This is a genomic window from Streptomyces sp. SCSIO ZS0520, from assembly GCF_025643355.1.
Classification (GTDB): Bacteria; Actinomycetota; Actinomycetes; order Streptomycetales; family Streptomycetaceae; genus Streptomyces; species Streptomyces physcomitrii.
Genome location: NZ_CP092644.1, coordinates 7,098,609 through 7,124,325, shown reverse-complemented (window position 1 = coordinate 7,124,325; position 25,717 = coordinate 7,098,609). Strand labels below are relative to the sequence as shown.

Below are 25,717 nucleotides of genomic sequence, written 5' to 3'. Positions count from 1 at the left end.
GACGGTTCGGCCGGGCCCGCGGCGGCGGGGAACGCGGCTGCTCAGAGCCTACCGGCGGAGCCGATCCCACAGCCAACCCGTATACGGTACGGGCACCCTCGCGCCGGAGTCGGTACGGCGCGGGCCCGCAGCCGTCACGTACACACGCACGAGGAGACGACCCGTGGTCAGCCAGGAACAGCGGCGCAAGCAGCTCGCCAGAGAGAAGCGGATACGGCAGCAGCAGCGCCGTGCGGCGGCGCAGCGCAGGGCGCGGCAGCGCACCATCCTGATCGGCGCGGCCCTGGGGCTGCTCCTCGTGGTCGCGGGCGGGCTCTGGGTGGGCGGCGTCTTCGACGGCGACTCCGGCGGCAGCAGCGCCGAGGACCCCTGCGGCAAGCCCGCGGCGGGCAAGGTGAAGCCGCTCTCGTTCACGAAGGAGCCGGCCCTCACGATCGACAAGTCGGCTGACTACACGATGGAGTTGGACACCACCTGCGGCAGCATCGGCATCGCCCTGGAGGCGAAGGCCGCCCCGCACACGGTGAACTCCTTCCGCTTCCTCGCGGGCAAGGGCTACTTCGACCACACCCGGTGCCACCGGCTGACCACCGGCACCGTCAACGTCCTGCAGTGCGGCGACCCGCGGGGCGACGGCGAGGGCGACCCCGGCTACACGCTCGACGACGAGAACCTCAAGGACAAGCGGCTGCGGGGCGGTGTCTACCCGGCGGGCACGGTGGCGATGGCCAACAAGTACAACGCCCAGACCGGCAAGGGCCGCGACTCGGGCGGCAGCCAGTTCTTCCTGGTCTACCGGGACACCCAACTGCCGCCGGACTACACGCCGTTCGGCACCGTCTCGAAGAGCGGTATGAAGGTGCTCAAGAAGATCGCGGACGCGGGCGAGGACTCGGGCGGCGGCGACGGGGCGCCGAACGCCACGGTGGTCATCGACAAGGCCACCGTGCGCACCTCCTGACCGGGGTCGGGGCGAGCGGGGCGCGGACACTGTTCGCACCGGGGGGCGCACGCGGCGTCATCAAGCGCTGCCGGGGGCTCCCGCCTCGCAAGTTCGGTCGCGCGGGATGCGGACAGCCGCCCCGCCGGTCGCCTATGTTTGCGGTGACGAAACTGTGGACGATGCCCGGGGGCGGCAGTACCCGAGGGGCATCATGTGGAGGAGGCGCTGTGAGCAGCGACCCGTGGGGCCGCGTCGACGAGACGGGCACCGTGTACGTGCGTACGGCCGACGGCGAGAAGGTCGTCGGTTCCTGGCAGGCCGGATCCCCGGACGAGGCCCTGGCCTACTTCGAGCGCAAGTACGAGGGCCTGGTTGTGGAGATCGGCCTCCTCGAACGCCGGGTGAAGACCACCGACCTGTCGGCCAAGGACGCCCAGACCGCCATCGACCACCTGCGCGAGCAGGTGGACGCCCACCATGCGGTCGGCGATCTCCAGGCCCTGCGCGACCGTCTCGACAAGCTCGTCGAGACGGTCGAGGCGCGGCGTGAGGAGCGCAAGGTCCAGAAGGCCAAGCAGTCCGACGAGGCGCGGCAGGCCAAGGAGAATCTGGTCGCCGAGGCGGAGGAGCTGGCGCAGAGCGAGCAGTGGCGCTCGGCGGGCGAGCGGCTGCGGGCCCTGGTGGACACCTGGAAGGGGCTGCCGCGTCTGGACCGCAAGTCCGACGACGAGCTCTGGCACCGCTTCTCGCACGCCCGCTCGGCCTTCTCCAAGCGGCGCAAGGCGCACTTCGCCTCGCTGGACGCGCAGCGCGAGGAGGCCCGCAAGACCAAGGAGCGGCTGGTCTCGGAGGCCGAGTCGCTCTCCGGCTCGACCGACTGGGGCGGCACCGCGGCGCGCTACCGCGAGCTGATGGGCGAGTGGAAGGCGGCGGGCCGCGCCCAGCGCGAGCACGAGGACGATCTGTGGAACCGCTTCCGCGGCGCCCAGGACGTCTTCTTCGCCGCCCGCGGCGCGGTCTTCGCGGAGCGGGACGCGGAGCAGTCGGAGAACCTCAAGCTGAAGGAGGAGCTGGCCGCCGAGGCCGAGCGGCTGCTGCCGGTGACCGACCTCAAGTCGGCCCGGGCGGCCTTCCGTTCGCTCAACGAGCGCTGGGAGGCCATCGGCCACGTACCGCGTGACGCCCGCCCGAAGGTGGAGGGCCGGATGCACGCGGTGGAGCGTGCGCTGCAGGACTCCGAGGAGGCCGAGTGGCGCCGCACCAACCCGGAGGCGCGGGCCCGCGCGGAGGGCCTGACCGGTCAGCTGCAGGCCGCCGTCGACAAGCTCGGCAAGCAGATCGAGACCGCCCGTGCCGCGGGCAACAACGCCAAGGCCGACAAGCTCCAGAAGGAGCTGGACGGCCGCCGGGCGCTGCTCGACCAGGCGCTGAAGGGCCTCCAGGAGTTCGGCGGCTGAGGCTGCCGCCCTCCGCAGGAGCAGGGCCCGGTCCGCGCGTCGGCGCGGACCGGGCCTTCGCGTGTGCGCGCTGTCCTAGGCCGTTTCCGGAAAGTCCCGCCGTTCGCCCGAAGGGCGGGCCAGGCGGCGTCTGGTGCGTGCTCTCGGCGCGGCGGGCGAAGGTCCTCGTACCGGATGTACTCGGGCTTTCGCCCGGTGCGGCGAGAGCGAGAGTGCGGGCCAGGCGTCGCGTGGCAGGCGGGACTTTCCGGACACGGCCTAAGCCGGGCCGCCCACGCTCCCGTACTCCGCGATGTCGAGGGCGTGCTTGAGGACCTCGCAGGCCTGGATGTGGTTGCCGGACTCCTGGAGCAGGTCGGCGAGCCTGCGGCAGACCAGGACGGCCTCGGGTCCGTACACCTTGTGCACGTGCTGGAAGGCCAGTTCGAGGACCTCGATGGCCTCGCGGAGCTGGCCCGTCTCGGCGAGCAGCTCCGACAACTCCAGCTGTACGGCGAGCAGTTCGCCGCGCCCCTGGCTGACCTGCTCCTGGAGGGCGAGGCGCAGGACGGGCAGCGCGTCCCGGGTGTTGCCCTCGGCCCGCAGCAGCCGTGCCAGGGTGAGGCCGGTGGCGACCAGGGCGGCGCGTACGTCGCTGGCGAGGACGGGGCCCGCGGGGGCGCTCGCCGAGGCGCGGGCCTTGTTGCGGGCGAAGGGCAGCCGCCCGACCCCGTTCTCCTGGGAACGCTGCGGCAGCGGCCGGTTCTTGGCCCGCAGCCGCTCCTCCAGTACGCGGTAGAGCGTGTCGAGGTCGATGAGTTCGGGCCCCTCGGGGACCCCGGCCCGCAGGACGCTCAGCAGCTCCCCGGTGAAGGCGGTGTAGCGCTCCCCGTCCGGGGCGAGCGCGAGCCGGTCGCGGGGCGAGGCCGTGAGGACGTACGCGCCGTCCACGGCGGCCTGCGCCGCGAGCACCTCCTCGCCGGCCAGGGTGCGCGCGGCCCGGCCGCTGAAGCAGCAGTCGAGGACGACGATCTTGCGCCGGGCGCGGGAGGACCGCAGGGCGGAGCGCAGATGCTGGTAGGCCACGGCGGTGTAGCCCATGGCCTCGCGGGAGTCGACGAGGGAGAGGTAGAGGTCCGCGGACTCGGTGTCCCGCATGCCGTGCCCCGCGTAGTAGACGAGCAGGGTGTCGGTGGCCTCCTCGGCCGCCTCGTGCACCGGGTCGAGCATCGCGGGGGCGCTGACCGGATCGGCGACCACGGTGCAGTGCTGGACGGGCAGGCCCCAGACCGTCGCGTCGCACAGCTCGCCCGCGAGGTCCACCACATTGGCCTCCACCGCCGGGAGTTGGGGCAGATGGCGGTAGGAGGCGGTGCCGAGGAGCACGGCGCGGGAGCGGGCCGGGTCAGGAAGCGCCGTCATCGGCCGTGTCCTCCCCGTCCGGTCCGGGCCCGCCCGGTTCGAGGACCGCGAGCACGCGCCGCAGCGTCTCCTCGTCGCGCGCCGCCTCCCCGCTGATCTCCACGCGCAGCTCGCCCCGGCTCAGGACGAGGTGCGGGGCCCGGCGGCGGGAGAGCTGCCACTGGAGCACCGAGACCGCGAGGGCGGCGGTGGACAGCGCGCTGCCGAGGACCAGTTGGAGCACGTCGAAGCCGGTGCCCATGGCGCCGTCGGGGGCGGGCCCGGCGGCCGCGAACTCCGTGCGGAGCCCGCCGTCCAGGGTCTCGTCCTCACGTAACCAGCGTGCCAGGGACCGCAGTTCGTCCTCGGTGTCGGCCGCCACCGCCGAGACGGACACCCGCGCGCCGGTCACGACCGGTCCCCCATTCGCCGGTCGGCGTGCCGGTTCACCCGGGCGAGCAGGTCCACGGCCCGGTCGCCCGCGCCCAGCCGCGCCAGGCAGACCGCGTGCCAGTACTGGCTGAGGAGGGTGGTCGGATGGGCCGGGCCGAGCGAGGAGAGGCAGACCGGCACCACGACCGAGAGCACCTGCGCGGCCTCCTGGAGTTCGCCGCGCAGCACGAGGTTGACCGCCTCGCGCTGGCGGGAGCGGGCGCCGCCCGACTCCGCGGTCCCGTCCTTCATCCGCTCCCCCGCCCCGGCCGGCTGCCCGCTCAGGGCCTCCGCGCCGATGTCACCCGGTAGACGTCGTACACGCCCTCGACTCCGCGGACCGCCTTCAGGACGTGGCCCAGGTGCTTGGGGTCGCCCATCTCGAAGGTGAAGCGGGAGGTGGCCACCCGGTCCCGTGAGGTCTGCACGGCCGCGGAGAGGATGTTGACGTGCTGGTCGGACAGGACGCGGGTGACGTCCGAGAGCAGCCGGGAGCGGTCCAGGGCCTCCACCTGGATGGCGACCAGGAAGACCGAGGACTGGGTGGGCGCCCACTCGACGTCGAGCATCCGCTCCGGCTCCCGGGCCAGCGAGTCGACGTTCACGCAGTCCGCGCGGTGCACCGAGACGCCGCTGCCGCGGGTGACGAAGCCGATGATGGGGTCGCCCGGCACCGGCGTACAACATCGGGCGAGCTTGACCCAGACGTCCTCGACACCCTTGACGACCACACCCGGGTCCGCGCTGGAGCGGCGGCTGCGGCTGCGCCCGGAGCGGACCGGCGGGGCGCTCTCGGCGATGTCCTCGTTGGCGGCCTCCTCGCCGCCGAGGGCCTGCACCAGCTTCTGCACGACGTTCTGCGCGGCGACATGGCCCTCGCCGATCGCCGCGTACAGCGAGGAGATGTCGGGGTAGCGCATCTCGTGGGCGAGGGTGACCAGGGAGTCGCCGGTGAGGATGCGCTGGATCGGCAGGTTCTGCTTGCGCATCGCGCGGGCGATGGCGTCCTTGCCCTGCTCGATCGCCTCGTCGCGCCGCTCCTTGGAGAACCAGCCGCGGATCTTGTTCCGCGCCCGTGGCGACTTGACGAAGCCGAGCCAGTCCCGGGAGGGTCCCGCGCCGGCCGCCTTGGAGGTGAAGACCTCGACGAGGTCGCCGTTGTCCAGGGTGGATTCGAGCGGTACGAGGCGTCCGTTGACGCGTGCGCCTATGGTGCGGTGGCCGACCTCGGTGTGCACGGCGTAGGCGAAGTCGACCGGGGTGGCGCCCGCGGGCAGCGCTATCACATCGCCCTTGGGCGTGAAGACGAAGACCTCGTTGCGGGAGAGGTCGAAGCGCAGCGACTCCAGGAACTCCGAGGGGTCCTCGGTCTCCTTCTGCCAGTCGAGCAGCTGCCGCAGCCAGGCCATGTCGTTGACGGCGTCGGCGTCCTTGCCGGACTTGCCCGCCGCCCGGGTCGTGTCGCTGCGCACCTTGGAGGTGCCCGCCACGGCCTCCTGCTTGTACTTCCAGTGCGCGGCGATGCCGTACTCGGCGCGGCGGTGCATGTCGAAGGTGCGGATCTGGAGCTCCACGGGCTTGCCCGAGGGGCCGATCACCGTGGTGTGCAGCGACTGGTACATGTTGAACTTCGGCATCGCGATGTAGTCCTTGAACCGGCCGGGGACCGGATTCCATCGCGCGTGCACCGTGCCGAGCGCCGCGTAGCAGTCGCGGACCGTGTCGACGAGGACGCGGATGCCCACCAGGTCGTAGATCTCCGCGAAGTCCCGGCCGCGGACGATCATCTTCTGGTAGACGCTGTAGTAGTGCTTCGGGCGGCCGGTGACGGTGGCCTTGATGCGGGCGGCCCGCAGGTCGGCCTGGACCTCGTCGGTCACTATGGCCAGGTATTCGTCCCGCTTGGGCGCCCGCTCGGCGACCAGCCGCACGATCTCGTCGTACATCTTGGGGTAGAGGATCGCGAAGGCGAGGTCCTCCAGCTCCCATTTGATGGTGTTCATGCCCAGGCGGTGGGCGAGCGGGGCGTAGATCTCCAGGGTCTCGCGGGCCTTCTTCTCCTGCTTCTCCCGCTTGAGGTAGCGCATGGTGCGCATGTTGTGCAGGCGGTCGGCGAGCTTGATCACCAGGACCCGCGGGTCCTTGGCCATGGCGACGACCATCTTGCGGACGGTCTCGGCCTGCGCGGCCTCGCCGAACTTGACCTTGTCCAGCTTGGTGACGCCGTCCACGAGCAGCGCGACCTGGTCGCCGAAGTCGCGGCGCAGGGTGTCGAGGCCGTACTCGGTGTCCTCGACGGTGTCGTGCAGCAGGCCCGCCATCAGGGTCGCCGGGTCCATGCCCAGCTCGGCGAGGATGGTGGTGACCGCGAGCGGATGCGTGATGTACGGGTCGCCGCTCTTGCGCTTCTGCCCCCGGTGCCAGCGCTCGGCGACCTGGTAGGCCCGCTCGATCTGGCGCAGCGTACCGGTCTCGATCTTGGGATCGTTGCCGCGCACTATCCGCAGCAGCGGTTCGAGGACCGGGTTGTACGGGTTGGAGCGCTGCACGCCGAGGCGCGCGAGCCGGGCCCGGACGCGGTTGGACGAGGCATTGCGCGAGGTGGCGCCGGAGGCGGGCCGCACCGCGGGGGCCGGACGCTCCGCGGACGGCTTCGGGCGCGAGGGGGCAGCCGTCTCGCCCGCTGCGGGCTCGGGTGCGGGAGCCTCACCGGCACGGGGGGCGGCGGAGGCCGCGGGCCGTCCGGACTCTGCGTCGGACTTCGCGGCGATGGGCTGGGCCTCGTCTGGCAAAGGGCGCTCCTCGGTGCGCGAGCCGGGTCCCCGATCAGGTCCCGGACAACCATGGTAGCGATCGCCCCGGTACGTCTCGCCCCGAGCCCTGCGCGGGGGCCTGCGGCCGGCTTCGCGAGGGGCCCGTGGACCGCCTCGGCGAAGGGCCCGTGGGCGGTCTCCGCGGACGGGCCCGTCGACCCGGTCCGCGAACTCCGCGAACGGGGCAGGCACCGGTGGTCGGCCGGTGCCTGCCCGCCGGGTCAGGGCTGTCCGGGAGCGGTTCGCCCCGGCAGCTCAATGTCCCTCGGTGCCGCTCAGCGCCACTTGAAGAGGGCGGCGCCCTTGACCTTCATTTCCTTGTGCGCGGCGACATTGCCCCAGGGCACATTCTTGATGGCCCCGGTCTTTCCGCAGCCCGCGTTGTACCACTTGGCCTTGCCCTTCGAGAAACCCTTCACCTTGACGCAGACGCTGCCGCGCTCGGCGGCCCACTGGTAGGCGGCCTTGTACTTCGGGTTGCCGAAGATGGAACAGGTGCTGTCCTTCACCTTGCTCCACTTTCCGGGAAGGCTTCCGGCGTTCTTCCAGGAATTCGAGCACGTGACGCCCACCGAGGCGGGCGCCTCCTGCGCCTTGGCCGGTGCGGCTCCGGCCGGTGCCGCGGCGACGGTCAGCGCCGCGGCCGAGACGAGCGTCACCATTCCCGCGGAAACCCTGTGCGAGAGAGTCACTTTTCCCCTCCGTTTTTCTTGCTGTGCTTTTGTTGCCGTGCTTTCTTGCTCCGTCGGCCGCTTTCGCGACAGCGGCCGACGTGGTCAAGATCGATCCTGACATCAAGATCAGATGAACTCCAGTTATTTGAGCAGAACTTGAGACATCCGGGCCGGCGAGTGGAGAGAGGCGTACGGAGAAGCGCGGAAGAGCGGTGCCGGAATTCCCGCGTACTTCCGGCGGCGTACCGCGCGAATACGCCGAGGCGGATCTGTACGGGGCGGGCCGCGCATGCGGAAGGCGGCCGTTCCCGGAAAGGAAATCCAGGAACGGCCGCCTTCTCGCCTGATGGGTGCGGGCCGCGGGTCAGACCGTGAGCAAAGCCTCCAGCGGGGCCTCGCCGAGCGCCTTCTCCAGCCGTCCGCGACCGCCGAGGACGCTCAGCTCCATCATGACCACGGCACCGGCGACCTGGGCACCCGCGCTGCGCACGAGCCGTACCGCGGCCTCGGCGGTGCCTCCGGTGGCCAGGACGTCGTCGATGATCAGTACACGGTCACCGGAGGACAGGTCCTCGGCGTGCACCTCGATCTCCGCGGAGCCGTACTCCAGGTCGTAGGACTGGCTGAGGGTGGCTCCGGGGAGCTTGCCCGCCTTGCGGACCGGGATGAAGCCGACCCGGGCCCGGACCGCGGCCGGGGCGCCCAGGATGAAGCCCCGGGCCTCCAGTCCGACGATCTTGGTGGCGCCGCTGCGGGCCACCGCCTCTGCCAGGGCCCCGGTGAGCGCCTCGAAGGCCTCCGGGTCCGCGAGCAGCGGGGTGATGTCCTTGAACATCACCCCAGGCTGCGGATAGTCGGGGACGTCCCGGATGCGGCTGAGCAGCAGCTCCTTCAGCGCGGCCGTCTCGGTCATCGGCGCTTCCCCGAGGGGCGGCCCCGCCCGCGGCTGCGGGCGACGGGCTGGTTGCGCGGGCCGACGACCGCGGGCGAGGCGTCCTCGGAGTCGTCCGCGGTCGCCCCGGTGTCCTCGTCCTGCTCCACGGTGGCCCCGCCGGAGTCGCCCTTGGCCGCCGCTGCCGCGCGCTTGCCGAGCACCCGCTTGCGCAGCGCCTTCATCTTCGGCTCGCGCTCCTTGAGGTCGGCGACCAGCGGGGTGGCGATGAAGATCGAGGAGTACGCACCGGCCGCGAGGCCGACGAACAGCGAGAGCGAGATGTCGTTGAGCATGCCCGCGCCGAGCACGCCGCCACCGATGAAGAGCAGTCCGGCGACCGGGAGCAGCGCGACCACCGTGGTGTTGACCGACCGCACCAGGGTGCCGTTGATCGAACGGTTGGCGACATCGCTGTAGGTGAGCTGGTTCTGCTTGGTGATGTCCTTCGAGCTCTCCTTCAGGGAGTCGAAGACCACGACGGTGTCGTAGAGCGAGTAACCGAGGATCGTCAGCAGACCGATCACGGTGCCCGGGGTGACCTCGAAGCCGACCAGGGCGTAGATGCCCACCGTGATCGTGATGTCGTGGATCAGCGCGATCAGCGCCGCGACCGCCATGCGCCACTCGAAGGCGATCGCCAGATAGATCACCACGAGGATCATGAAGACGATCAGGCCCGTCCAGGCCTTCTGGGCGATCTGCTCACCCCAGCTGGGGCCGACCAGTTCCGCGTTGATGCGGTCCGGGTCGATCTTCAGCTCTTCGGCGAGCGCGTCCTTGATCGGGGTCGCCTCGGCGGTGTCGATGCTGCTGATCTGGATCCGCAGACCGCCCTGGCCGAGCTCCTGGACGATCGCGTCGTGCGAGGAGGCCTTCTCCGCGGCCTCCTCCGCCTGGGAGACGGAGACATCCGTCTTCGGGGTGTTGAAGACGGCACCGCCCTTGAACTCGATGCCCATGTTGAGTCCCTGGACGGCGAGACCCACGATGGCGGTGATGGTGATCAGGACCGAGAGGCCGTACCAGATCATCCGCTTGCCGATGAAGTCGTAGCTGACCTCACCGCGGTGGAGCCTGGCCCCGAGATCGCCGAGCTTCGACACCTCAGGCCTCCTTCGTGTCGGAAGAGTGGGTGCGGCGGGTGCGGCGCAGCGGCGGCTTGGCGCCCAGCCGCTTCGGGTCGAGTCCCGACCACGGATGACCGTTGGCGAAAAACTTCTTCCGCGCGAGGATCGTCATCAGCGGCTTGGTGAAGAGGAAGACGACCACGACGTCGAGCAGGGTCGTCAGCCCTAGGGTGAAGGCGAAGCCCTGGACCTTGCCGACGGTGACGATGAACAGCACCGCGGCGGCCAGGAAGGACACGAAGTCCGAGACCAGGATGGTGCGCCGGGCCCGGGGCCAGCCGCGCTCGACGGCGGGCCGCAGGGAGCGGCCCTCGCGGATCTCGTCCCTTATGCGTTCGAAGAAGACGATGAAGGAGTCGGCGGTGATACCGATCGCGACGATCGCTCCGCAGACGGCCGGGAGGTTCAGCGCGAAGCCGATCGTCGGGCCGAGCAGCGCCATGATCGTGTAGGTCAGGGCGGCCGACACGAGCAGCGAGGCGATGGCGATGAGCGACAGGCCCCGGTAGTAGGCCACCAGGTAGATGACGACCAGCGCGAGGCCGATCGCACCGGCGATGAGGCCCGCGCGCAGCTGCTCCCCGCCGAGCGCCGCGGTCACCGTGGTGACGGTGTCCTCCCGGAAGGAGAGCGGCAGGGCGCCGTAGGAGAGGATGTTGGCCAGGTCCTTGGCGGACTGCTGGTCGAAGCTGCCGGAGATCTCGGCGGTGCCCTGGGTCAGGGCCCGGCTGACGTAGGGGTCGGAGACGACCTCGCCGTCCAGGACGATCGCGAACTGGTTCTGCGGGGACTGCTTCTTCGCCAGCTCGCCCGTGATGTCGCCGAAGGCCTTGGCACCCTTGCCGTTGAAGTCCATGGTGACCTTCCACCCGGCACCACTGGTGGTGTCGAGCACGGCCTTGGCGTCGTCCACGTCCCGGCCCTGGACGCCGACCGGACCGAGGATGTACTTCTGCCACTGCTTCTGGTTGTTCTGGCCGCAGCCGAGGACGACGTCCTTGCCCTTCGCCGCGGCGGACTGCTCGGCGGTCTTGGCGCGGGTGGCCCTCTTGGTGCAGTCCAGCGCCATGAAGCGCTTCTGCAGGTCGGCGGCCTTCGCCTCCTCGCCGCTCGGCTTCGGCGGCGTGGACTCCTTGTCGGAGGGCTTGCCCGAGGGGCTCGCGGTGGGGGTCGGGTCGTCGGCCGTCAGGCCCTCGCTGAGCGGGCGGCCCTGCGTGGTGGCCGTGGGGCTGGGGCTCGCCTTGTCCCCGGCGCCCCCGGTGGCCTTGTCGTCCGGCTCGGCGGCGTCCTTGTCCTCGCCCTGGCCCTTGTCCTTGTCGCCGCCCTTGTCGGGGCTCTTGGACGGGTCGGCCGGGGGCTGCTCCTTCTGCGGTGCGCCCGGGGCGAGGGTCAGCACGGGACGGAAGAAGAGCTGGGCGGTCGTACCGACCTGCTCACGCGCCTGCTTCTCGTTGCTGCCCTTGGGGATGTTGACGACGATATTGTCGTTGCCCTGGGTCTGCACCTCGGCCTCGGAGACACCGAGGCCGTTGACACGGCGCTCGATGATGTCGACGGCCGTGTTCATATTGGTCTTGTTGACCGCGTTCTTCTCGCCCGGCTGACTCTTCGCCTGCAGCGTGATGCTCGTGCCCCCGGCGAGGTCGATACCCAGGCGCGGCTTGGTGTGCCCGGAAGCGAACATCCCCCCGGTGAGCGCCACCAAGGCGATCAGGATGAAAGCCAGCGTACGGCCAGGGCGGCCCTGGCTGCTGGGCCTCCGGCCCTTCTTCGGTGCTGCCACCTTCTCGTACTCCCTCTCGGGCCGACCGCCCCCGGATCCGGAGGCGGAGGGCCATGGCCTGGTGTCGGGACTCCGCGCGGCGCGCGCAGGGGCCGCGGGCGCGCCTCAGGGCGCGCCGCGGTCCCGGGCGCGACTACTTCGCGTCGGACTCGCCGTCGGTCTTCTTCGGCGAGGCGTCCTCGGTGCCGGCCTCGGCGGGCTCGTCGTCCTTGGCGAGGTCGATACGGCCGTCGTCCTCGGAGTCCGCGGTCTTCTCCGACGCGGTCTCGTCGGCGTCGGTGAGGGAGGAGGCGTCGTCCGGCACCTCGGTGCCGGTGCCGTGCACGATGCGGTTGTACTCCTCGTCGTCGAGGACGGCGCCCACGGAGTTCTTCGCGTACACGGCGTGCACGCCGGGGGCGACCTCGAGGAGGAGGGTGTCCTCGTTGACCTCCTTGACGGTGGCGTACATGCCGCCGATCGTGCGGATGCCGGTACCCGGTTGCACCTGCTCCCGCATCTGCACGGCCTGCTGCTGCTTCTTCTTGGCAGACCGGGTCATCAAGAACATGGCCCCGATAAGCACGACGAACGGGAGGAGGGTCAGAGGACTCACGGGTGGGTACTTCCTTCATGCGACCGCGCTGGGGAGCGGGGCCTGGTCGACGGGGGTGGTCGCACCGCCACAAGGGCGGCATCGGCGGAGTCTAAAGGAGTCCGCACGCATGGAACAACGCCCGGCATGGCACCGGGGTTCCTGGCCACCTGAGCCTTTGCGCCGTCAGCCCCTGAACAGGTCCTGCTGGGCCCCGCCGCCCGCGGCCGCCGGAGGCGGGGTGAGACCGAGGTGCGCCCATGCCGCGGGGGTGGCGACGCGGCCGCGCGGGGTGCGGGCGAGCAGCCCCTCGCGTACGAGGAAGGGCTCGGCGACCTCCTCGACCGTCTCCCGCTCCTCGCCCACCGCGACGGCGAGGGTGGACAGGCCGACCGGGCCGCCGCCGAAGAGTTTGAGCAGGGCGCCGAGCACCGCCCGGTCGAGCCGGTCGAGGCCGCGCTCGTCGACCTCGTAGACGGCGAGGGCCGCCGCGGCGATCTCCTGGGTGATCGCCCCGTCCGCCTTGACCTGCGCGTAGTCCCGGACCCTGCGCAGCAGCCGGTTGGCGATCCGGGGGGTGCCGCGGGAGCGTCCGGCGATCTCCGCGGCGCCCGCGCCGTCGACCTGCACGTCGAGCAGGCCGGCCGAGCGGTGGACGACCCGGTGCAGCTCGGCGGGCTCGTAGAACTCCATGTGCGCGGTGAAGCCGAAGCGGTCGCGCAGCGGCGGGGGCAGCAGTCCGGCCCGGGTGGTGGCGCCGACCAGGGTGAAGGGCGGCAGTTCGAGGGGGATGGCGGTGGCGCCCGGGCCCTTGCCGACGATCACGTCGACGCGGAAGTCCTCCATGGCCATGTAGAGCATCTCCTCGGCCGGGCGGGACATCCGGTGGATCTCGTCGAGGAAGAGGACCTCGCCCTCCTGGAGGGAGGAGAGGATCGCGGCGAGGTCGCCCGCGTGCTGGATGGCGGGGCCGCTGGTGATGCGGATCGGGGCGCCCATCTCGGCGGCGATGATCATGGAGAGGGTGGTCTTGCCGAGCCCGGGGGCGCCGGAGAGCAGGACGTGGTCGGCGGTGGCGCCGCGCTGCCGGGCGGCCCGCAGGACGAGGTCGAGCTGCTCGCGCACCCGCTCCTGGCCGACGAACTCGCCGAGGGACTTGGGGCGCAGCGCCGCCTCGACGGCCTGGTCCTCGCCGTCGGCGTCGGCGCCGACGAGCCGGCCCTCGGCGCTGTCCTCGGGGGCGTCAGAGGTGTCGTCCCAGTTCACGGGTGGTGGCCTCGCGGGGTCGGGGCGGTCGGGGCCGCCGGTGTGCGTCGGGGTGCGGGGGTCTGCGGGAGGGGTGCCCCTGGGGCGCGGGGCGTCAACCGCGCCCCGGGAATTTCCCCACTTCGGGGGAGCGCGGCGCCCGCCGCCCGCTCATCGGGTCCGGTTCAGGGTCTGCAGGGCCGCCTTGAGCAGCGGGCCGATCTGCGGTGCGGCGCCGCCGCTCTCGGCCTGCGGGGCGACCGCGGCCACCGCCTCGTCGGCCTCACGGGTGGCGTATCCGAGGCCGATCAGGGCGGCGTGCAGCTGGTCCTGCCAGCCCGCGGTGACCGGGGCGCCCACCGCGGGGCCGGTGCCGAGCGGGGCGCCGAGCCGGTCCTTCAGCTCCAGGAGCAGCTTCTGCGCCCCCTTCTTGCCGATGCCGGGGACCGCGGTCAGCGCCTTCTCGTCGGCGGTGGCGACCGCGCGGCGCAGGGCGTCGGGGGTGTGCACGGCGAGCATGGCCTGGGCGAGCCGGGGCCCGACCCCGCTCGCGGTCTGGAGCAGTTCGAAGGTGGACCGCTCGTCGTCGTCGGCGAAGCCGTAGAGGGTGAGCGAGTCCTCGCGGACGACGAGGGAGGTGGCGAGCCTGGCCTGCTGGCCGAGGCGGAGCGCGGACAGGGTGCCGGGGGTGCACTGCACCGCCATGCCGATGCCGCCGACCTCGACCACGGCGCTGTCGGGGGCGAGCGCGGCCACCGGGCCGCTGACGAAGGCGATCATCGCCTGACCTTTCGTACGGACGCGGGGGCGGGCGCGCGGCGGGCGGCGGCCTGGGCCTCGGCGAGCCGGTTCTGCGCGGGCGCGCGCCAGATGTGGCAGATGGCGAGGGCGAGGGCGTCGGCGGCGTCCGCGGGCGTCGGCGGGGCGGCGAGGCGAAGGAGCCGGGTGACCATGGCGCCGACCTGGGCCTTGTCGGCGCGGCCGTTCCCGGTGACGGCGGCCTTCACCTCGCTCGGGGTGTGCAGGGCCACCGGCAGTCCGCGGCGGGCCGCGCAGAGCATGGCGACCGCGCTGGCCTGGGCGGTGCCCATCACGGTGCGGACGTTGTGCTGGCTGAACACCCGCTCCACGGCGACGAGTTCGGGCCGGTGCTCGTCCAGCCACTCCTCGATGCCGCGCTCGATCGCGACCAGCCGCAGCGGGGTGTCCGCCTCGGCGGGGGTGCGCACCACGCCGACGCCGAGCATGGTCAGGGGCCGGCCCGCGGCGCCCTCCACGACGCCGACGCCGCACCGGGTGAGCCCCGGGTCCACGCCGAGTACCCGCATGCCGCCCCCTTCCCTCGCTCAACTGTTTGTGCAGGCTATCGGCTTGGTCCGACAACGGCCGCGCCGACGCCCCAGGCGGGCGCCCGAGTGGTGACGGTCCCCGGGCCCCGGCACGCGCGAACGGGCCGCCGGGGTGTTCCCCGCCGGCCCGTTCCGCTGCGCCGAGTTGAGCCGCCGTCAGGCGTCGACCTTGGCCATGACCTCGTCGGAGACGTCGAAGTTGGCGAAGACGTTCTGCACGTCGTCGCTGTCCTCCAGGGCGTCGATCAGCTTGAAGATCTTGCGCGCGCCCTCCTCCTCCAGCTCGACCTGCATGGTCGGGACGAAGTTGGCGTCGGCGGAGTCGTAGTCGATCCCGGCCTCCTGGAGCGCGGTGCGGACCGCGACCAGGTCGGTGGCCTCGCTGATCACCTCGAAGGACTCGCCGAGGTCGTTGACCTCCTCGGCCCCCGCGTCCAGGACGGCGCCGAGCACATCGTCCTCGCCGAGCTCGCCCTTGGGGACGATCACGACGCCCTTGCGGTGGAAGAGGTACGCGACGGAGCCGGGGTCGGCCATGCTGCCGCCGTTGCGGGTCATGGCGACGCGGACGTCGGAGGCGGCGCGGTTGCGGTTGTCGGTCAGGCACTCGATGAGCACCGCGACACCGTTGGGGCCGTAACCCTCGTACATGATCGTCTCGTAGTCGGCGCCGCCCGCTTCGAGGCCGGCGCCGCGCTTGACCGCGGAGTCGATGTTCTTGTTGGGGACCGACTGCTTCTTGGCCTTCTGGATGGCGTCGAAGAGGGTCGGGTTGCCGTCGATATCGGCGCCGCCGGTGCGCGCGGCGACCTCGATGTTCTTGATCAGCTTCGCGAAGAGCTTGCCGCGCTTGGCGTCGATCACGGCCTTCTTGTGCTTCGTCGTGGCCCATTTAGAGTGGCCGGACATCTGCCTGTCTCCTTCGCGTAACCCATCTCCGTACGAACTCCCCCGGAACTGCGGGAGTCCGGAGGGTACCGCCAAAGATCCTACAAGGATCCGGGGCGGCCCCGCCCCGCGCGGGTGCGGGCGGGGCAAGGCCGCCGTTCAGCCCGCCGCGCGCACCAGGTCCGCGAAGAGCCCGTGCAGGCGGTGGTCGCCGGTCAGCTCCGGGTGGAAGGAGGTGGCCAGCGCGTTGCCCTGGCGTACGGCGACGATGTGGCCGCCGTGTTCGGCGAGCACCTCGGCGCTCGCGCCCACCGACTCCACCCAGGGGGCGCGGATGAAGACGCCGTGCACCGGGTCGGCCAGGCCCTTGACCTCGACCGCCGCCTCGAAGGACTCGTTCTGCCTGCCGAAGGCGTTGCGGCGGACGATCATGTCGATGCCGCCGAGGGTCTCCTGGCCGGACCTCGGGTCGAGGATCTTGTCGGCGAGCAGGATCATCCCGGCGCAGGTGCCGTAGACGGGCAGCCCGGAGCGGATCCGCTCGCGCAGCGGGTCGAGCAGGCCGAAGAGCACGGCCAGCTTGGAGATGGTGGTGGACTCGCCGCCGGGCAGGACGAGTCCGTCCACCGCGGCGAGTTCCTCGGGGCGCCGCACCGGCCTCGCCACCGCGCCCGCGGCGGCGAGGGCCGTGCAGTGCTCCCGTACGTCGCCCTGGAGTGCCAGGACGCCGATGACGGGTGTGCTGCTCATCGGGGGTGCCTCACCAGCCGCGGTTGGCGTAGCGCTCGGCCTCGGGGAGGGTGTCGCAGTTGATGCCGACCATGGCCTCGCCGAGGTCGCGGGAGGCGTCCGCGATGATCTTCGGGTCGTCGTAGAAGGTGGTGGCCTTCACGATGGCCGCGGCGCGCTTGGCCGGGTCGCCCGACTTGAAGATGCCGGAGCCGACGAAGACGCCCTCGGCGCCGAGCTGGCGCATCAGCGCGGCGTCCGCCGGGGTGGCCACGCCGCCCGCGGAGAAGAGGACGACGGGCAGCTTGCCCAGCTCGGCGACCTCCTTGACCAGCTCGTAGGGGGCGCGCAGCTCCTTGGCGGCGGCGAAGAGCTCGTTGTTGTCGAGGGCGCGCAGGCGGCCGATCTCGTTCTTGATCTGGCGCAGGTGGCGGACCGCCTCGACGACGTTGCCGGTGCCGGCCTCGCCCTTGGAGCGGATCATCGCGGCGCCCTCGGCGATCCGGCGCAGGGCCTCGCCCAGGTTGGTGGCACCGCAGACGAAGGGGGTGGTGAAGGCCCACTTGTCGGAGTGGTTGACCTCGTCGGCCGGGGTGAGCACCTCGGACTCGTCGATGTAGTCGACCCCGAGGGACTGCAGGACCTGCGCCTCGACGAAGTGGCCGATCCGGGACTTGGCCATCACCGGGATGGAGACGGCGCCGATGATGCCCTCGATCATGTCCGGGTCGGACATCCGGGCCACTCCCCCGTCCTTGCGGATGTCGGCGGGCACCCGCTCCAGGGCCATGACGGCGACGGCACCCGCGTCCTCGGCGATCTTCGCCTGCTCCGGGGTGACGACGTCCATGATCACGCCGCCCTTCAGCTGCTCGGCCATGCCTCGCTTGACGCGGGCGGTGCCGGTCTGCGGCGTCTCGGCGGTGGTGTGCGGGAGCGTGCTGGACACAGGGGACCTCACTGGGGGAAGGAAGGCTGTTGCAGGCTTGAGGAAACCCCGGTGAAGCAGGCCACAGCAAGGGCCAATGAACAGCCGGTGGATCGTTTTGGCCCCTCGCGTGAAGACGCCCGCGTACGTGCAGGGGTGGACGCGTGCACTCGTACGAGGGGTTTGCGGACTCCTGCGGGTGACCGCGCGGACCTGGGCTGACGGCGGCCGGGGGGCCGCTCGGCCGCGGGGGGCCGCTCGGCCGGGGCCGGTCCGGTCAGCCGGTGGCCCGGTCGGCGAGGGCCTCCGGCGGCTCGTCGTCCATCTCGAAGGCGAGCGGGAAGGGGGCGTGCCCCGCGAGGCGGAACCAGCGGACCTTGCGGTGCCGGCGCAGCGCCCGGGCCGCGCGGACCGCGTCGTTGTGGAAGCGGCGGGCCATCGGCACCCGGCGGACCGCCTGCGCCAGTTCCTCCGCAGCCGCCACCCCGCCCGGCGCCTCGCGGACCGCCTCCACCTGAGGCGCGTCGCCGAAGACCGCCCGCAGCGCCTGGCTCAGCTCGCTCTCGGCGACCTCGCGGTGCTCCTCCTCGGCCTGCCGGGCGGCGTGCGCGGCCTCGTAGAGCACGATCGACGCGGCCGGGTCGAGCACCCCGGAGGTGGCGAGCTCCTGGGCGACCGAGGCGCGGCGCAGGAGCTGGGCGTCGAGGGCGGCGCGGGTGGCGTCGATACGGGCGTGCAGCCGGTCGAGGCGGCCCGCGGTCCAGCTCAGGTAGAGGCCGATCGCGAACAGGGCGACCGCGATCCAGATCAGGGTGGGTGTCACGGGCGAAGGCTACCGGGCGGCGGCCGGCCGCCGCCGCACCCGAGCGCGCACGGGCAGCGGCCGGACTCGACTCCCGGCGCGCGCAAGCGAGTTGGCCACCGACGACGGGCCGCAGCAGGTCCAGGTGACGGCTCCCCCGCGCGCGCAGGCGAGTCGGGGCGTAGAGGACCAGGGTGACCGCCTTGAACAGCGACTCCCCGCGCGCGCAGGCGAGTCGGTCCGCGGCGCCCGGTGAGCGACGGCCGGGCCCTCGGCTCCCCGCGCCCGCGGGCGCGTCCGCGAGGCTTCCTCAGCTGCGCGCCAGTCCGAAGCGCTGGCGCAGGCCCGGGCGGTCGTCGGTGGCGACCGAGGCGGCGCCGTCGGTCACGGTCTCGTAGACGGCGAGGATGTCCGCGCCCACCGTCGACCAGTCGAAGCGGCGCACATGGGCGCTGCCGCGCTCGCGCAGCTCCGCCCGGCGGGCCGGGTCGCCGAGCAGCCGTACCGCGGCCCCGGCCAGCGCCTCGGCGTCCTCGTTCGCGAAGATCTCGCCCGCGGCGCCCCGGTCGAGCACCTGGACGAAGGCGTCGAGGTCGCTGCCGAGCACCGGCGCCCCGGCCGACATCGCCTCGACGAGGATGATCCCGAAGCTCTCGCCGCCGGTGTTGGGCGCCACGTACAGATCGACGCTGCGCAGCAGCCGGGCCTTGTCCTCGTCGCTGACCATGCCGAGGAACTCCACCCGCTCCCGCATCCCGGCGGGCAGCGCGGCGACCGCCTCCTCCTCGTCGCCGCGGCCCGCCACCAGCAGCCGGGCGTCGGGGCGCTCGCGCAGGATCGAGGGCAGCGCCCGCATCAGGACCGGCAGTCCCTTGCGGGGCTCGTCGATGCGGCCGATGAAGCCGATGGTGCCGCCGGTGTCCCGCTCGGCGGCCGGGGTCCCCCACTCGGGGCGCGGCTCGGCTCCGGCGAAGAAGTCGACGTCCACGCCGTTGGGGATGACCACGGCGTCCCCGCCGAGGTGCTCCACCAGGGTGCGCCGGGCGTACTCGCTCACCGCGATCCGGGCGCTGATCTTCTCCAGAGCCGCCTGCAGGATCGGGTACGCCGCGATCATGGCGCGCGAGCGCGGGTTGGAGGTGTGGAAGGTGGCCACGATCGGGCCCTGCGCCGCCCAGCAGGTCAGCAGGCCGAGCGAGGGCGAGGCGGGCTCGTGGATGTGGATGACGTCGAAGGTGCCGTCGTGCAGCCAGCGGCGCACCCGGGCCGCGGACAGGAAGCCGAAGTTGAGCCGGGCCACCGAGCCGTTGTAGGGCACCGGAACGGCGCGGCCCGCGGAGACCACGTAGCGCGGCAGCGGTGTCTCGTCGTCGGCGGGGGCGAGCACGGAGACCTCGTGGCCGAGGGCGATGAGGTGCTCGGCGAGGTCGCGGATGTGGAACTGGACGCCGCCCGGCACGTCCCAGGAGTACGGGCAGACGATCCCGATCCTCACGGGCTCTCCCGGCGGGGTTCGAGGTCGGCGAGCCAGAGCCGCTGGAGCATGTGCCAGTCCTCGGGGTGGTCGGCGATGCCCGCGGCGAAGACGTCCGCGAGCGCCTGGGTCATCTCGGCGGTCTTCTCGGCGCGGCTGCCGGCGGCGGGCACCTCGACCGCCGGGTGCACCCGGCCCCGCATCACGGGTGAGTCGTCGTACCAGAGGGTGACCGGCAGCAGCAGCGCCCCGGTCTGCTGGGCGAGGGCCGCGGGCCCGGCGGGCATCCGCGCGGTCTCGCCGAAGAAGTCGACGTCCACCCCGGAGGCCGAGAGGTCGCGGTCGGCGACCAGGCAGACCAGGCCGCCCGCGCGCAGCCGCCGGGCGAGGGTGCCGAAGGCGGCGCCGCCGGTGTGCGGAAGGACCTCCATGCCGAGGCTCTCCCGGTAGGCGACGAAGCGGTCGTAGAGCGTCTCGGGGCGCAGCCGCTCGGCGACGGTGGCGAAGGGCACCCCGAGCGCGGTGGTGACCCAGGCGCCCGCGAGGTCCCAGTTGGCCAGGTGCGGCAGGGCGAGGATGACGCCCCTGCCCGCGGCGAGGCCGTCGGTGAGGTGGTGCACGTCCTTCGGGTCGAAGCCGGTGCGCCGGCGCTCCTCGCTCCAGGCGGGCAGCCGGAAGGACTCCATCCAGTAGCGCAGATACGAGCGCATCCCGGCCCGGGAGAGCGCGGCCAGCTGCTCGGGCCCCGCGTCCGGCACCACCCGGGCGAGGTTGGCCTCCAGGCGCAGGATGCTCTTGCCGCGCCGCTTCCACGCGGTGTCCGCGATGGTCTGCCCGAGGCGGACCGCGAGGGGTTCGGGGAGCTGCTTCACGGCGCCCCAGCCGAGCCCGTAGAGGCTGTCGGTGAGCCGCTCCTGCGCGGTGCTCACGACCTGGCCTCGCTCTCCTCGGCGGCAGCGGCGGCATCGGCCTCGGCGGCTTCCCTGCGGACGGTGACCACCCGCTGGACGAGGGTGACCAGGCTGCCCAGGGCCACGATCCACAGCGCGATCGGCAGCAGCCACTGGATGCCGGGCACCCCGAACTTGTGCAGCCCCGCGAATCCGGCGGCCACCAGCGAGATCACCAGCCGCTCGGCGCGCTCCACCAGGCCGTTGACCGCGACCGGCAGCCCGATCGCCTCGCCGCGCGCCTTGGTGTACGAGACCACCTGGCCGCTCGCCAGGCAGAAGATGCTCACCGCGCAGAGCACGATGTCGTCGCCCCCGGCCGCGTACCAGAGCGCCAGGCCGCCGAAGATCGCGCCGTCCGCGACCCGGTCGAGCGTGGAGTCGAGGAAGGCGCCCCAGCGGCTGGAGCGGCCGAGCTGGCGGGCCATGTTGCCGTCGACGAGGTCCGAGAAGACGAACAGCGTGATGACGACGGTGCCCCAGAAGAACTCGCCCATCGGGTAGAAGACCAGCGCGCCCGCCATCACCCCGGCCGTGCCGAGCAGGGTCACCGTGTCGGGGCTGACCCCGCGGCGGATGAGGAACGAGGCGAACGGCGTGAGGACACGCGTGAAGAATGCACGCGCGTACTTGTTCAGCATGGCCTTCCCGGGGGTTCGATGCGCCGCCGGCCCCTGCTGGCCACCGGCGCGCCCATCGTAGTCATGTCAAGGGGGGTGCCGCGGACGGGCCGGGGCGGCCCCCGCCGCCGTGCGTATGGACGCGGGGCGGCGGCGGTGCAAAGCTCGAAGGACCGCGGGCGTCGCCGGAGCCGCTCCCGCACCGGTCCGCGCGCCGACGTCCCCCGCGACCTCACCGCGCACGGAAACCGGGAGGCACGCCATGGGCGCCAGCTCGCACACCCCCTCCGGAGCCGCCGGCAGAGCACCGTCGGCCGGTCCGCCCTCGTCCCTGCGGAACGTCGTGCTGGTCGGCCACAGCGGAGCCGGGAAGACCACCCTCGTGGAGGCCCTGGCGCTGAGCACCGGGGCGGTCAACCGGGCGGGACGGGTCGAGGACGGCACCTGCGTCTCCGACCACGACGAGATCGAGCACCGCCAGCACCGCTCCGTACAGCTCTCGCTGGTGCCGCTCGGCTGGGACGGACTGAAGATCAATCTCCTGGACACCCCCGGATACGCCGATTTCGTGGGCGAGTTGAGGGCCGGTCTGCGGGCGGCGGACGCGGCCCTCTTCGTCGTCTCGGCGGCGGAGGGCGCGGAGGGCGTCGCCGGGGCGACCCGGCTGGTCTGGGAGGAGTGCGCGGCCGTCGGGATGCCGCGCGCCATCGTCCTCACCCACCTGGAGAGCGCCCGGGCCGGCTTCGAGGAGATGACCCGGATCTGCGCCGAGGTCCTCGGCGGCGAGGACCCCGACGCCGTCCTCCCGCTCTACCTGCCGCGGTACGGCACCGAGGCTCCGGACGGCCACGCGCCCGTCACCGGCCTCATCGGGCTGCTCTCGGGGCGCCTCTTCGACTACTCCTCCGGCGAGCGGGTGGAGTCCGAGCCGGAGCCCGGGCAGCTGCCGCTGATCGAGACGGCCCGCAACCGCCTGATCGAGGGGATCATCGCCGAGAGCGAGGACGAGACCCTCATGGACCGCTATCTCGCGGGCGAGCCCATCGACGCCGAGACCCTGGTCCAGGACCTGGAGCGGGCCGTCGCCCGGGGCACCTTCCACCCGGTGCTCGCCGCCGCCCCCGCGGCTCCCGGCGCCCGCCAGGGCCTCGGCACCGTCGAACTCCTGGAACTGGTCTCCGGCGGCTTCCCCACCCCGCCGGAGCGCACCGTGCCCCCCGTCACCACGATCTCCGGCAGCCCGCGCGAGGAGCTGCGCTGCGACCCCGGGGGCCCGCTGGTCGCCGAGGTGGTGCGCACCGCCTCGGACCCGTACGTCGGCCGGATGTCCCTGGTCCGCGTCTTCTCCGGCACCCTGCGCCCCGACGAGACGGTGCATGTCTGCGGCCACGGCCTCGCCGACCGCGGGCACGAGGACCACGACGTGGACGAGCGGGTCGGCGCGCTCTCGGTGCCCTTCGGCAAGCAGCAGCGGGTGGTGTCCGAGTGCGGCGCCGGGGATTTGGCCTGCGTCGCCCGCCTCAGCCGGGCGGAGACCGGGGACACCCTCTCGGACCGGGCGGACCCGCTGCTGATGGCGCCCTGGCGGATGCCCGACCCGATGCTGCCGGTCGCGGTCGAGGCGCACAGCAAGTCGGACGAGGACAAGCTCTCCCAGGGGCTGGCCCGGCTCGTCGCCGAGGACCCGACGATGCGGCTCGAACACAATCCGGACACCCGCCAGGTGGTCCTGTGGTGCCTGGGCGAGGCGCACGCGGGAGTCGCCCTGGAACGCCTGCGCAGCCGCTACGGGGTGCAGGTCGACGTGGTCGGGCACCGGGTCGCGCTGCGCGAGACCTTCGCCGGGCGGTCCGCGGGCCGGGGCCGCCATGTGAAGCAGTCCGGCGGGCACGGGCAGTACGCGATCTGCGAGATCGAGGTGGAGCCGCTGCCCGGCGGCACCGGCGTCGAGTTCGTGGACCGGGTGGTGGGCGGGGCGGTGCCCCGGCAGTTCATCCCCTCGGTGGAGAAGGGCGTCCGCGCCCAGGCCGAGCGCGGCTTCGGCGGCGGGCACCCGCTGGTGGACGTACGGGTGACCCTGGTCGACGGCAAGGCGCACTCGGTGGACTCCTCCGACGCCGCCTTCCAGACCGCGGGCGCCCTCGCGCTGCGCGAGGCGGCCCAGGAGACCCGGCGGCACCTCCTGGAGCCGGTGGCCGAGGTGGCGGTGCGGGTGGCCGACGAGTTCGTGGGCACCGTGCTCAGCGACCTCTCCTCCCGCCGCGGCCGGGTCCTCGGCACCGAACAGGCCCCGGGCGCCCGCACACTGGTCCGCGCCGAGGTGCCCGAGCTGGAGATCGAGCGGTACGCGGTGGACCTGCGCTCGCTCACCCACGGCACCGCCCGCTTCTCGCGGGCCTATGTCCGGCACGAGCCGATGCCGGAACAGGTGGCGGCCCGGCTGCGGGAGGAGCAGCGGGAACCGGCGTAGTCCGCGCCCGGCCCGCTCCCGACCGGGGCGGGCCGCGGCCGCTCCCCAACTCCCTTCGCGGGCACGGCACTTCACCGCGGCGAAAACCGGTGCCCGGCCTTCCGCTGCCACCTGACGAATCGCGACGGGCCCGATACGCTGAGCACCTGATCAAGACCGTGACCTGAGCAACAGGTGTGCCGGGCAGCGAAGTCGGGAAAATGCCGCAGCAGCGAATGCGGTGGCGATGGGGGCGGGCAGTGTCGGACGGATTCGATTTCTCGCCGGGAGCGCAGGTCCCGCTCTCCGGTGCGGCCGGACAGACCGCGGCGACCCAGGCCCTGGCCTCGGCCGCGTACCGCGACCGGCCGGTGGAGGAGATCCTCAAAGCGGACAACGAATGGCATCAGTCCACCGTGTCCGCGGGCCGGCTGTCGCTGCTCAAGCCGAACCTCGGGGAGGCCTTCGCGCGGGCCGTGCAGGACCGCATGCTCGGCGGGGCCAGGAAGCCGCTCATCCAGTCCTTCGGGATAGACCCGCAGGCCGTGGTCGAGCACTGCCTCGCCGCCATCCGCATCCGCAAGGAGCGCGACACCTGGCTGACCGCGGTGATGGCCCTGTGCGGGCTGATCTTCCTGCCCGGACTCGTGTTCTGGCTGCTCGTCTTCCAGATCCGCCGCATGGTGGACCGCACCGACAACAAGCGCGCCTCCGGCCTCGCCACCACCGTCCTCGTGGTCGGCGGCATCCTGGCCGTGCTCTTCGTGGTCAAGACGCCCTTCGGCGGCTTCTGGGCCTGGTACACCCGGGCCGCCGTGATCGCCCCCGTACTCGGCTGGTTCTGGGCCAAGCGGATCTGCGAGCGCACCGCCCAGGACCTCTTCACCCGCTGGGAGAGCCTGCTCTCCGGCGGCGGCCTCGGCGCCAAGATCCCGGAGGCGGTGCCCACCGACCCCAACGAGACCGCCGCCGAGCGCCTGCGCCAGGGCCTCGCCCGGCTCACCGCCGAGCAGCACTCCAACTCCGTCTTCTACGCGGGCCCCAAGGGCATCCTCGGCATGGGCACCCGCTGGGGCAGCTGGCACCTCGCCGAGGACCTGGTGCCCAAGGACCCCGACAAGGAGATCCACCCCTTCCGCAGCTGGGACGTGATCCGCGCCATCCACGACCAGCTGCGGATGCTGGAGCGCGGGCCGCTGCACACCGGCGGCTTCCCCAAGCCCTCCATCCGGCACTGGATCGTCACCCCGGTCGGGGAGAACGCCAAGGCGGTGGCCCGGCCCACCGGCACCGACGTCGACGCCTTCCAGATCAAGCAGCACGAGATCCAGCGGATCTGCAACGAGCAGCAGTTCGGCAGCGGCGACCGGCACTACCTGGGCGTGCAGTTCACCCTCTGGGACGGCCAGTTGGTGATCACCATGCTGATCACCGTCACCGTGCTGCACGAGACCCTGCGCATCGAGGTCACCGGTCACGCCCTCGGCCCGGTGAACTCCCTGTTCACCACCAAGCCCTCGCCGAAGACCAAGCAGGTCTCCAAGGCCGTCCGCTTCTGGGAGACCACCACCAAGAAGCTGCCGCTCATCGAGACCGACGAGGTGGTGCGCCTCGCCGCCCGCGCCCCCTTCACCTGGTACCCCCCGCTGCTGGACTACCTCGGCGGCAAGCTGACGCTGCCCGAGCCCTTCGGCCTGCGGCACGCCTGGGCCGACCAGCCCTGGCGGCACCGCTTCATGGCCGACGACGCCCTGCGCGCGGCCACCCCCGTCCTGCGGGTGGTCCACGCGGCGGCGATCAAGGTCCTGGACGAGAACGGCGTGGACACGACGCGCTTCGGCTCCCGCTCGATGGCGCTCAGCGGATCGGTGCAAGAGGCCACACCGAAGAAGGCGGATCTGTACGACGCGTGAGGAGCGGGGCGTCGGGGTTGCTGGAGGTGGGGCCGCCGCGGCCGGGGTCGAAGCTGCTCGGGTTGCGTGGGGTGGCGGAGCCGCTGGAGTCGTGGGAGCCGCTGGGTATCAACTGACAGATGACGGATGACAGATGACGATATCTGTCATCCGCCATCCGTCATCTGTTATCCGTCACCTGTCAACTGACATGCACGCCCCCGCCCCAACCCCCGCACACCCGCCACCAGCTCAGCCCCACCACCCCGGAGAA

The 25,717-nt window shown here is 72.3% G+C and carries 23 protein-coding genes; 4 read left to right on the top strand and 19 right to left on the bottom strand.

Features of this window, described 5'->3' with window-relative positions:
* Window positions 1-163 precede the first annotated feature (163 nt).
* Both MID12_RS29040 and MID12_RS29035 read left to right on the top strand, forming a co-directional pair.
* Window positions 164-961, top strand: a complete 798-nt coding sequence (locus MID12_RS29040) for a peptidylprolyl isomerase (RefSeq protein WP_263171932.1) — start codon at window positions 164-166, stop codon at window positions 959-961.
* A gap of 209 nt (window positions 962-1,170) precedes the next feature.
* Entirely contained in the window at window positions 1,171-2,400 is a 1,230-nt protein-coding gene (locus tag MID12_RS29035) for a DUF349 domain-containing protein (protein ID WP_040255082.1), read from the top strand.
* 258 nt (window positions 2,401-2,658) lie between these two features.
* On the opposite strand, the gene MID12_RS29030 is transcribed toward MID12_RS29035, so the two are convergent.
* The 19 genes from MID12_RS29030 to pgsA form a co-directional block, all read right to left on the bottom strand.
* On the bottom strand, window positions 2,659-3,801 hold the full coding sequence (locus MID12_RS29030; RefSeq protein ID WP_052482685.1) for a caspase, EACC1-associated type: 1,143 nt from the start codon (window positions 3,799-3,801) through the stop codon (window positions 2,659-2,661).
* A complete protein-coding gene (locus MID12_RS29025; protein ID WP_263171929.1) occupies window positions 3,785-4,192 on the bottom strand; it encodes an effector-associated constant component EACC1 in 408 nt (135 codons plus the stop codon). Before MID12_RS29025 ends, MID12_RS29030 begins: the two co-directional genes overlap by 17 nt.
* Window positions 4,189-4,464, bottom strand: coding sequence for a hypothetical protein (locus MID12_RS29020; RefSeq protein ID WP_263171926.1), 276 nt, complete (start codon window positions 4,462-4,464; stop codon window positions 4,189-4,191). Before MID12_RS29020 ends, MID12_RS29025 begins: the two co-directional genes overlap by 4 nt.
* A 29-nt stretch (window positions 4,465-4,493) precedes the next feature.
* Window positions 4,494-6,983 (bottom strand): RelA/SpoT family protein, encoded by a 2,490-nt coding sequence (locus tag MID12_RS29015; protein WP_411577080.1) that lies wholly within the window; start codon window positions 6,981-6,983, stop codon window positions 4,494-4,496.
* A 317-nt stretch (window positions 6,984-7,300) separates the two neighbouring features.
* Window positions 7,301-7,687, bottom strand: coding sequence for a hypothetical protein (locus MID12_RS29010; RefSeq protein ID WP_040255080.1), 387 nt, complete (start codon window positions 7,685-7,687; stop codon window positions 7,301-7,303).
* A gap of 376 nt (window positions 7,688-8,063) precedes the next feature.
* A complete protein-coding gene (locus tag MID12_RS29005) occupies window positions 8,064-8,612 on the bottom strand; it encodes an adenine phosphoribosyltransferase (RefSeq protein WP_040255079.1) in 549 nt (182 codons plus the stop codon).
* A complete protein-coding gene (gene secF, locus MID12_RS29000; protein WP_040255078.1) occupies window positions 8,609-9,736 on the bottom strand; it encodes a protein translocase subunit SecF in 1,128 nt (375 codons plus the stop codon). Before secF ends, MID12_RS29005 begins: the two co-directional genes overlap by 4 nt.
* Window position 9,737: 1 nt before the next feature.
* The gene (secD, locus tag MID12_RS28995; protein ID WP_040255077.1) at window positions 9,738-11,543 is read right to left on the bottom strand and encodes a protein translocase subunit SecD; all 1,806 of its coding nucleotides are present in this window, start codon (window positions 11,541-11,543) and stop codon (window positions 9,738-9,740) included.
* 133 nt (window positions 11,544-11,676) lie between these two features.
* Complete coding sequence (yajC, locus tag MID12_RS28990; protein WP_040255076.1) at window positions 11,677-12,138, bottom strand: preprotein translocase subunit YajC; 462 nt, start codon at window positions 12,136-12,138, stop codon at window positions 11,677-11,679.
* Between the two features lie 165 nt (window positions 12,139-12,303).
* Window positions 12,304-13,383: a Holliday junction branch migration DNA helicase RuvB gene (gene ruvB, locus MID12_RS28985; protein ID WP_040255075.1), complete on the bottom strand. Its 1,080-nt coding sequence runs from the start codon at window positions 13,381-13,383 to the stop codon at window positions 12,304-12,306.
* A gap of 150 nt (window positions 13,384-13,533) precedes the next feature.
* A complete protein-coding gene (ruvA, locus tag MID12_RS28980; protein WP_263171918.1) occupies window positions 13,534-14,142 on the bottom strand; it encodes a Holliday junction branch migration protein RuvA in 609 nt (202 codons plus the stop codon).
* On the bottom strand, window positions 14,139-14,690 hold the full coding sequence (gene ruvC / locus MID12_RS28975) for a crossover junction endodeoxyribonuclease RuvC (RefSeq protein WP_263171916.1): 552 nt from the start codon (window positions 14,688-14,690) through the stop codon (window positions 14,139-14,141). Before ruvC ends, ruvA begins: the two co-directional genes overlap by 4 nt.
* Window positions 14,691-14,867: 177 nt before the next feature.
* Complete coding sequence (locus MID12_RS28970; protein ID WP_040255072.1) at window positions 14,868-15,620, bottom strand: YebC/PmpR family DNA-binding transcriptional regulator; 753 nt, start codon at window positions 15,618-15,620, stop codon at window positions 14,868-14,870.
* Window positions 15,621-15,758: 138 nt separating this feature from the next.
* Window positions 15,759-16,349: a pyridoxal 5'-phosphate synthase glutaminase subunit PdxT gene (gene pdxT / locus MID12_RS28965; RefSeq protein ID WP_040255071.1), complete on the bottom strand. Its 591-nt coding sequence runs from the start codon at window positions 16,347-16,349 to the stop codon at window positions 15,759-15,761.
* 10 nt (window positions 16,350-16,359) lie between these two features.
* A complete protein-coding gene (gene pdxS / locus MID12_RS28960; RefSeq protein WP_263171914.1) occupies window positions 16,360-17,277 on the bottom strand; it encodes a pyridoxal 5'-phosphate synthase lyase subunit PdxS in 918 nt (305 codons plus the stop codon).
* 256 nt (window positions 17,278-17,533) lie between these two features.
* A complete protein-coding gene (locus MID12_RS28955) occupies window positions 17,534-18,079 on the bottom strand; it encodes a hypothetical protein (protein ID WP_040255069.1) in 546 nt (181 codons plus the stop codon).
* Window positions 18,080-18,368: 289 nt separating this feature from the next.
* Window positions 18,369-19,553 carry a glycosyltransferase family 4 protein gene (locus tag MID12_RS28950; protein ID WP_040255068.1) on the bottom strand — a complete coding sequence of 395 codons (1,185 nt, stop codon included), beginning with the start codon at window positions 19,551-19,553 and terminating at the stop codon, window positions 18,369-18,371.
* Window positions 19,550-20,461 carry a phosphatidylinositol mannoside acyltransferase gene (locus tag MID12_RS28945; RefSeq protein WP_040255067.1) on the bottom strand — a complete coding sequence of 304 codons (912 nt, stop codon included), beginning with the start codon at window positions 20,459-20,461 and terminating at the stop codon, window positions 19,550-19,552. The genes MID12_RS28950 and MID12_RS28945 overlap by 4 nt, the downstream gene beginning before the upstream one ends.
* The gene (gene pgsA / locus MID12_RS28940; RefSeq protein WP_040255066.1) at window positions 20,458-21,123 is read right to left on the bottom strand and encodes a phosphatidylinositol phosphate synthase; all 666 of its coding nucleotides are present in this window, start codon (window positions 21,121-21,123) and stop codon (window positions 20,458-20,460) included. Before pgsA ends, MID12_RS28945 begins: the two co-directional genes overlap by 4 nt.
* A 241-nt stretch (window positions 21,124-21,364) precedes the next feature.
* Between pgsA and MID12_RS28935 the strand changes: the two genes are divergently transcribed.
* Window positions 21,365-23,572 (top strand): elongation factor G-like protein EF-G2, encoded by a 2,208-nt coding sequence (locus tag MID12_RS28935; RefSeq protein WP_263171909.1) that lies wholly within the window; start codon window positions 21,365-21,367, stop codon window positions 23,570-23,572.
* 215 nt (window positions 23,573-23,787) lie between these two features.
* Window positions 23,788-25,464, top strand: a complete 1,677-nt coding sequence (locus MID12_RS28930; protein ID WP_052482682.1) for a hypothetical protein — start codon at window positions 23,788-23,790, stop codon at window positions 25,462-25,464.
* Window positions 25,465-25,717: the final 253 nt, after the last annotated feature.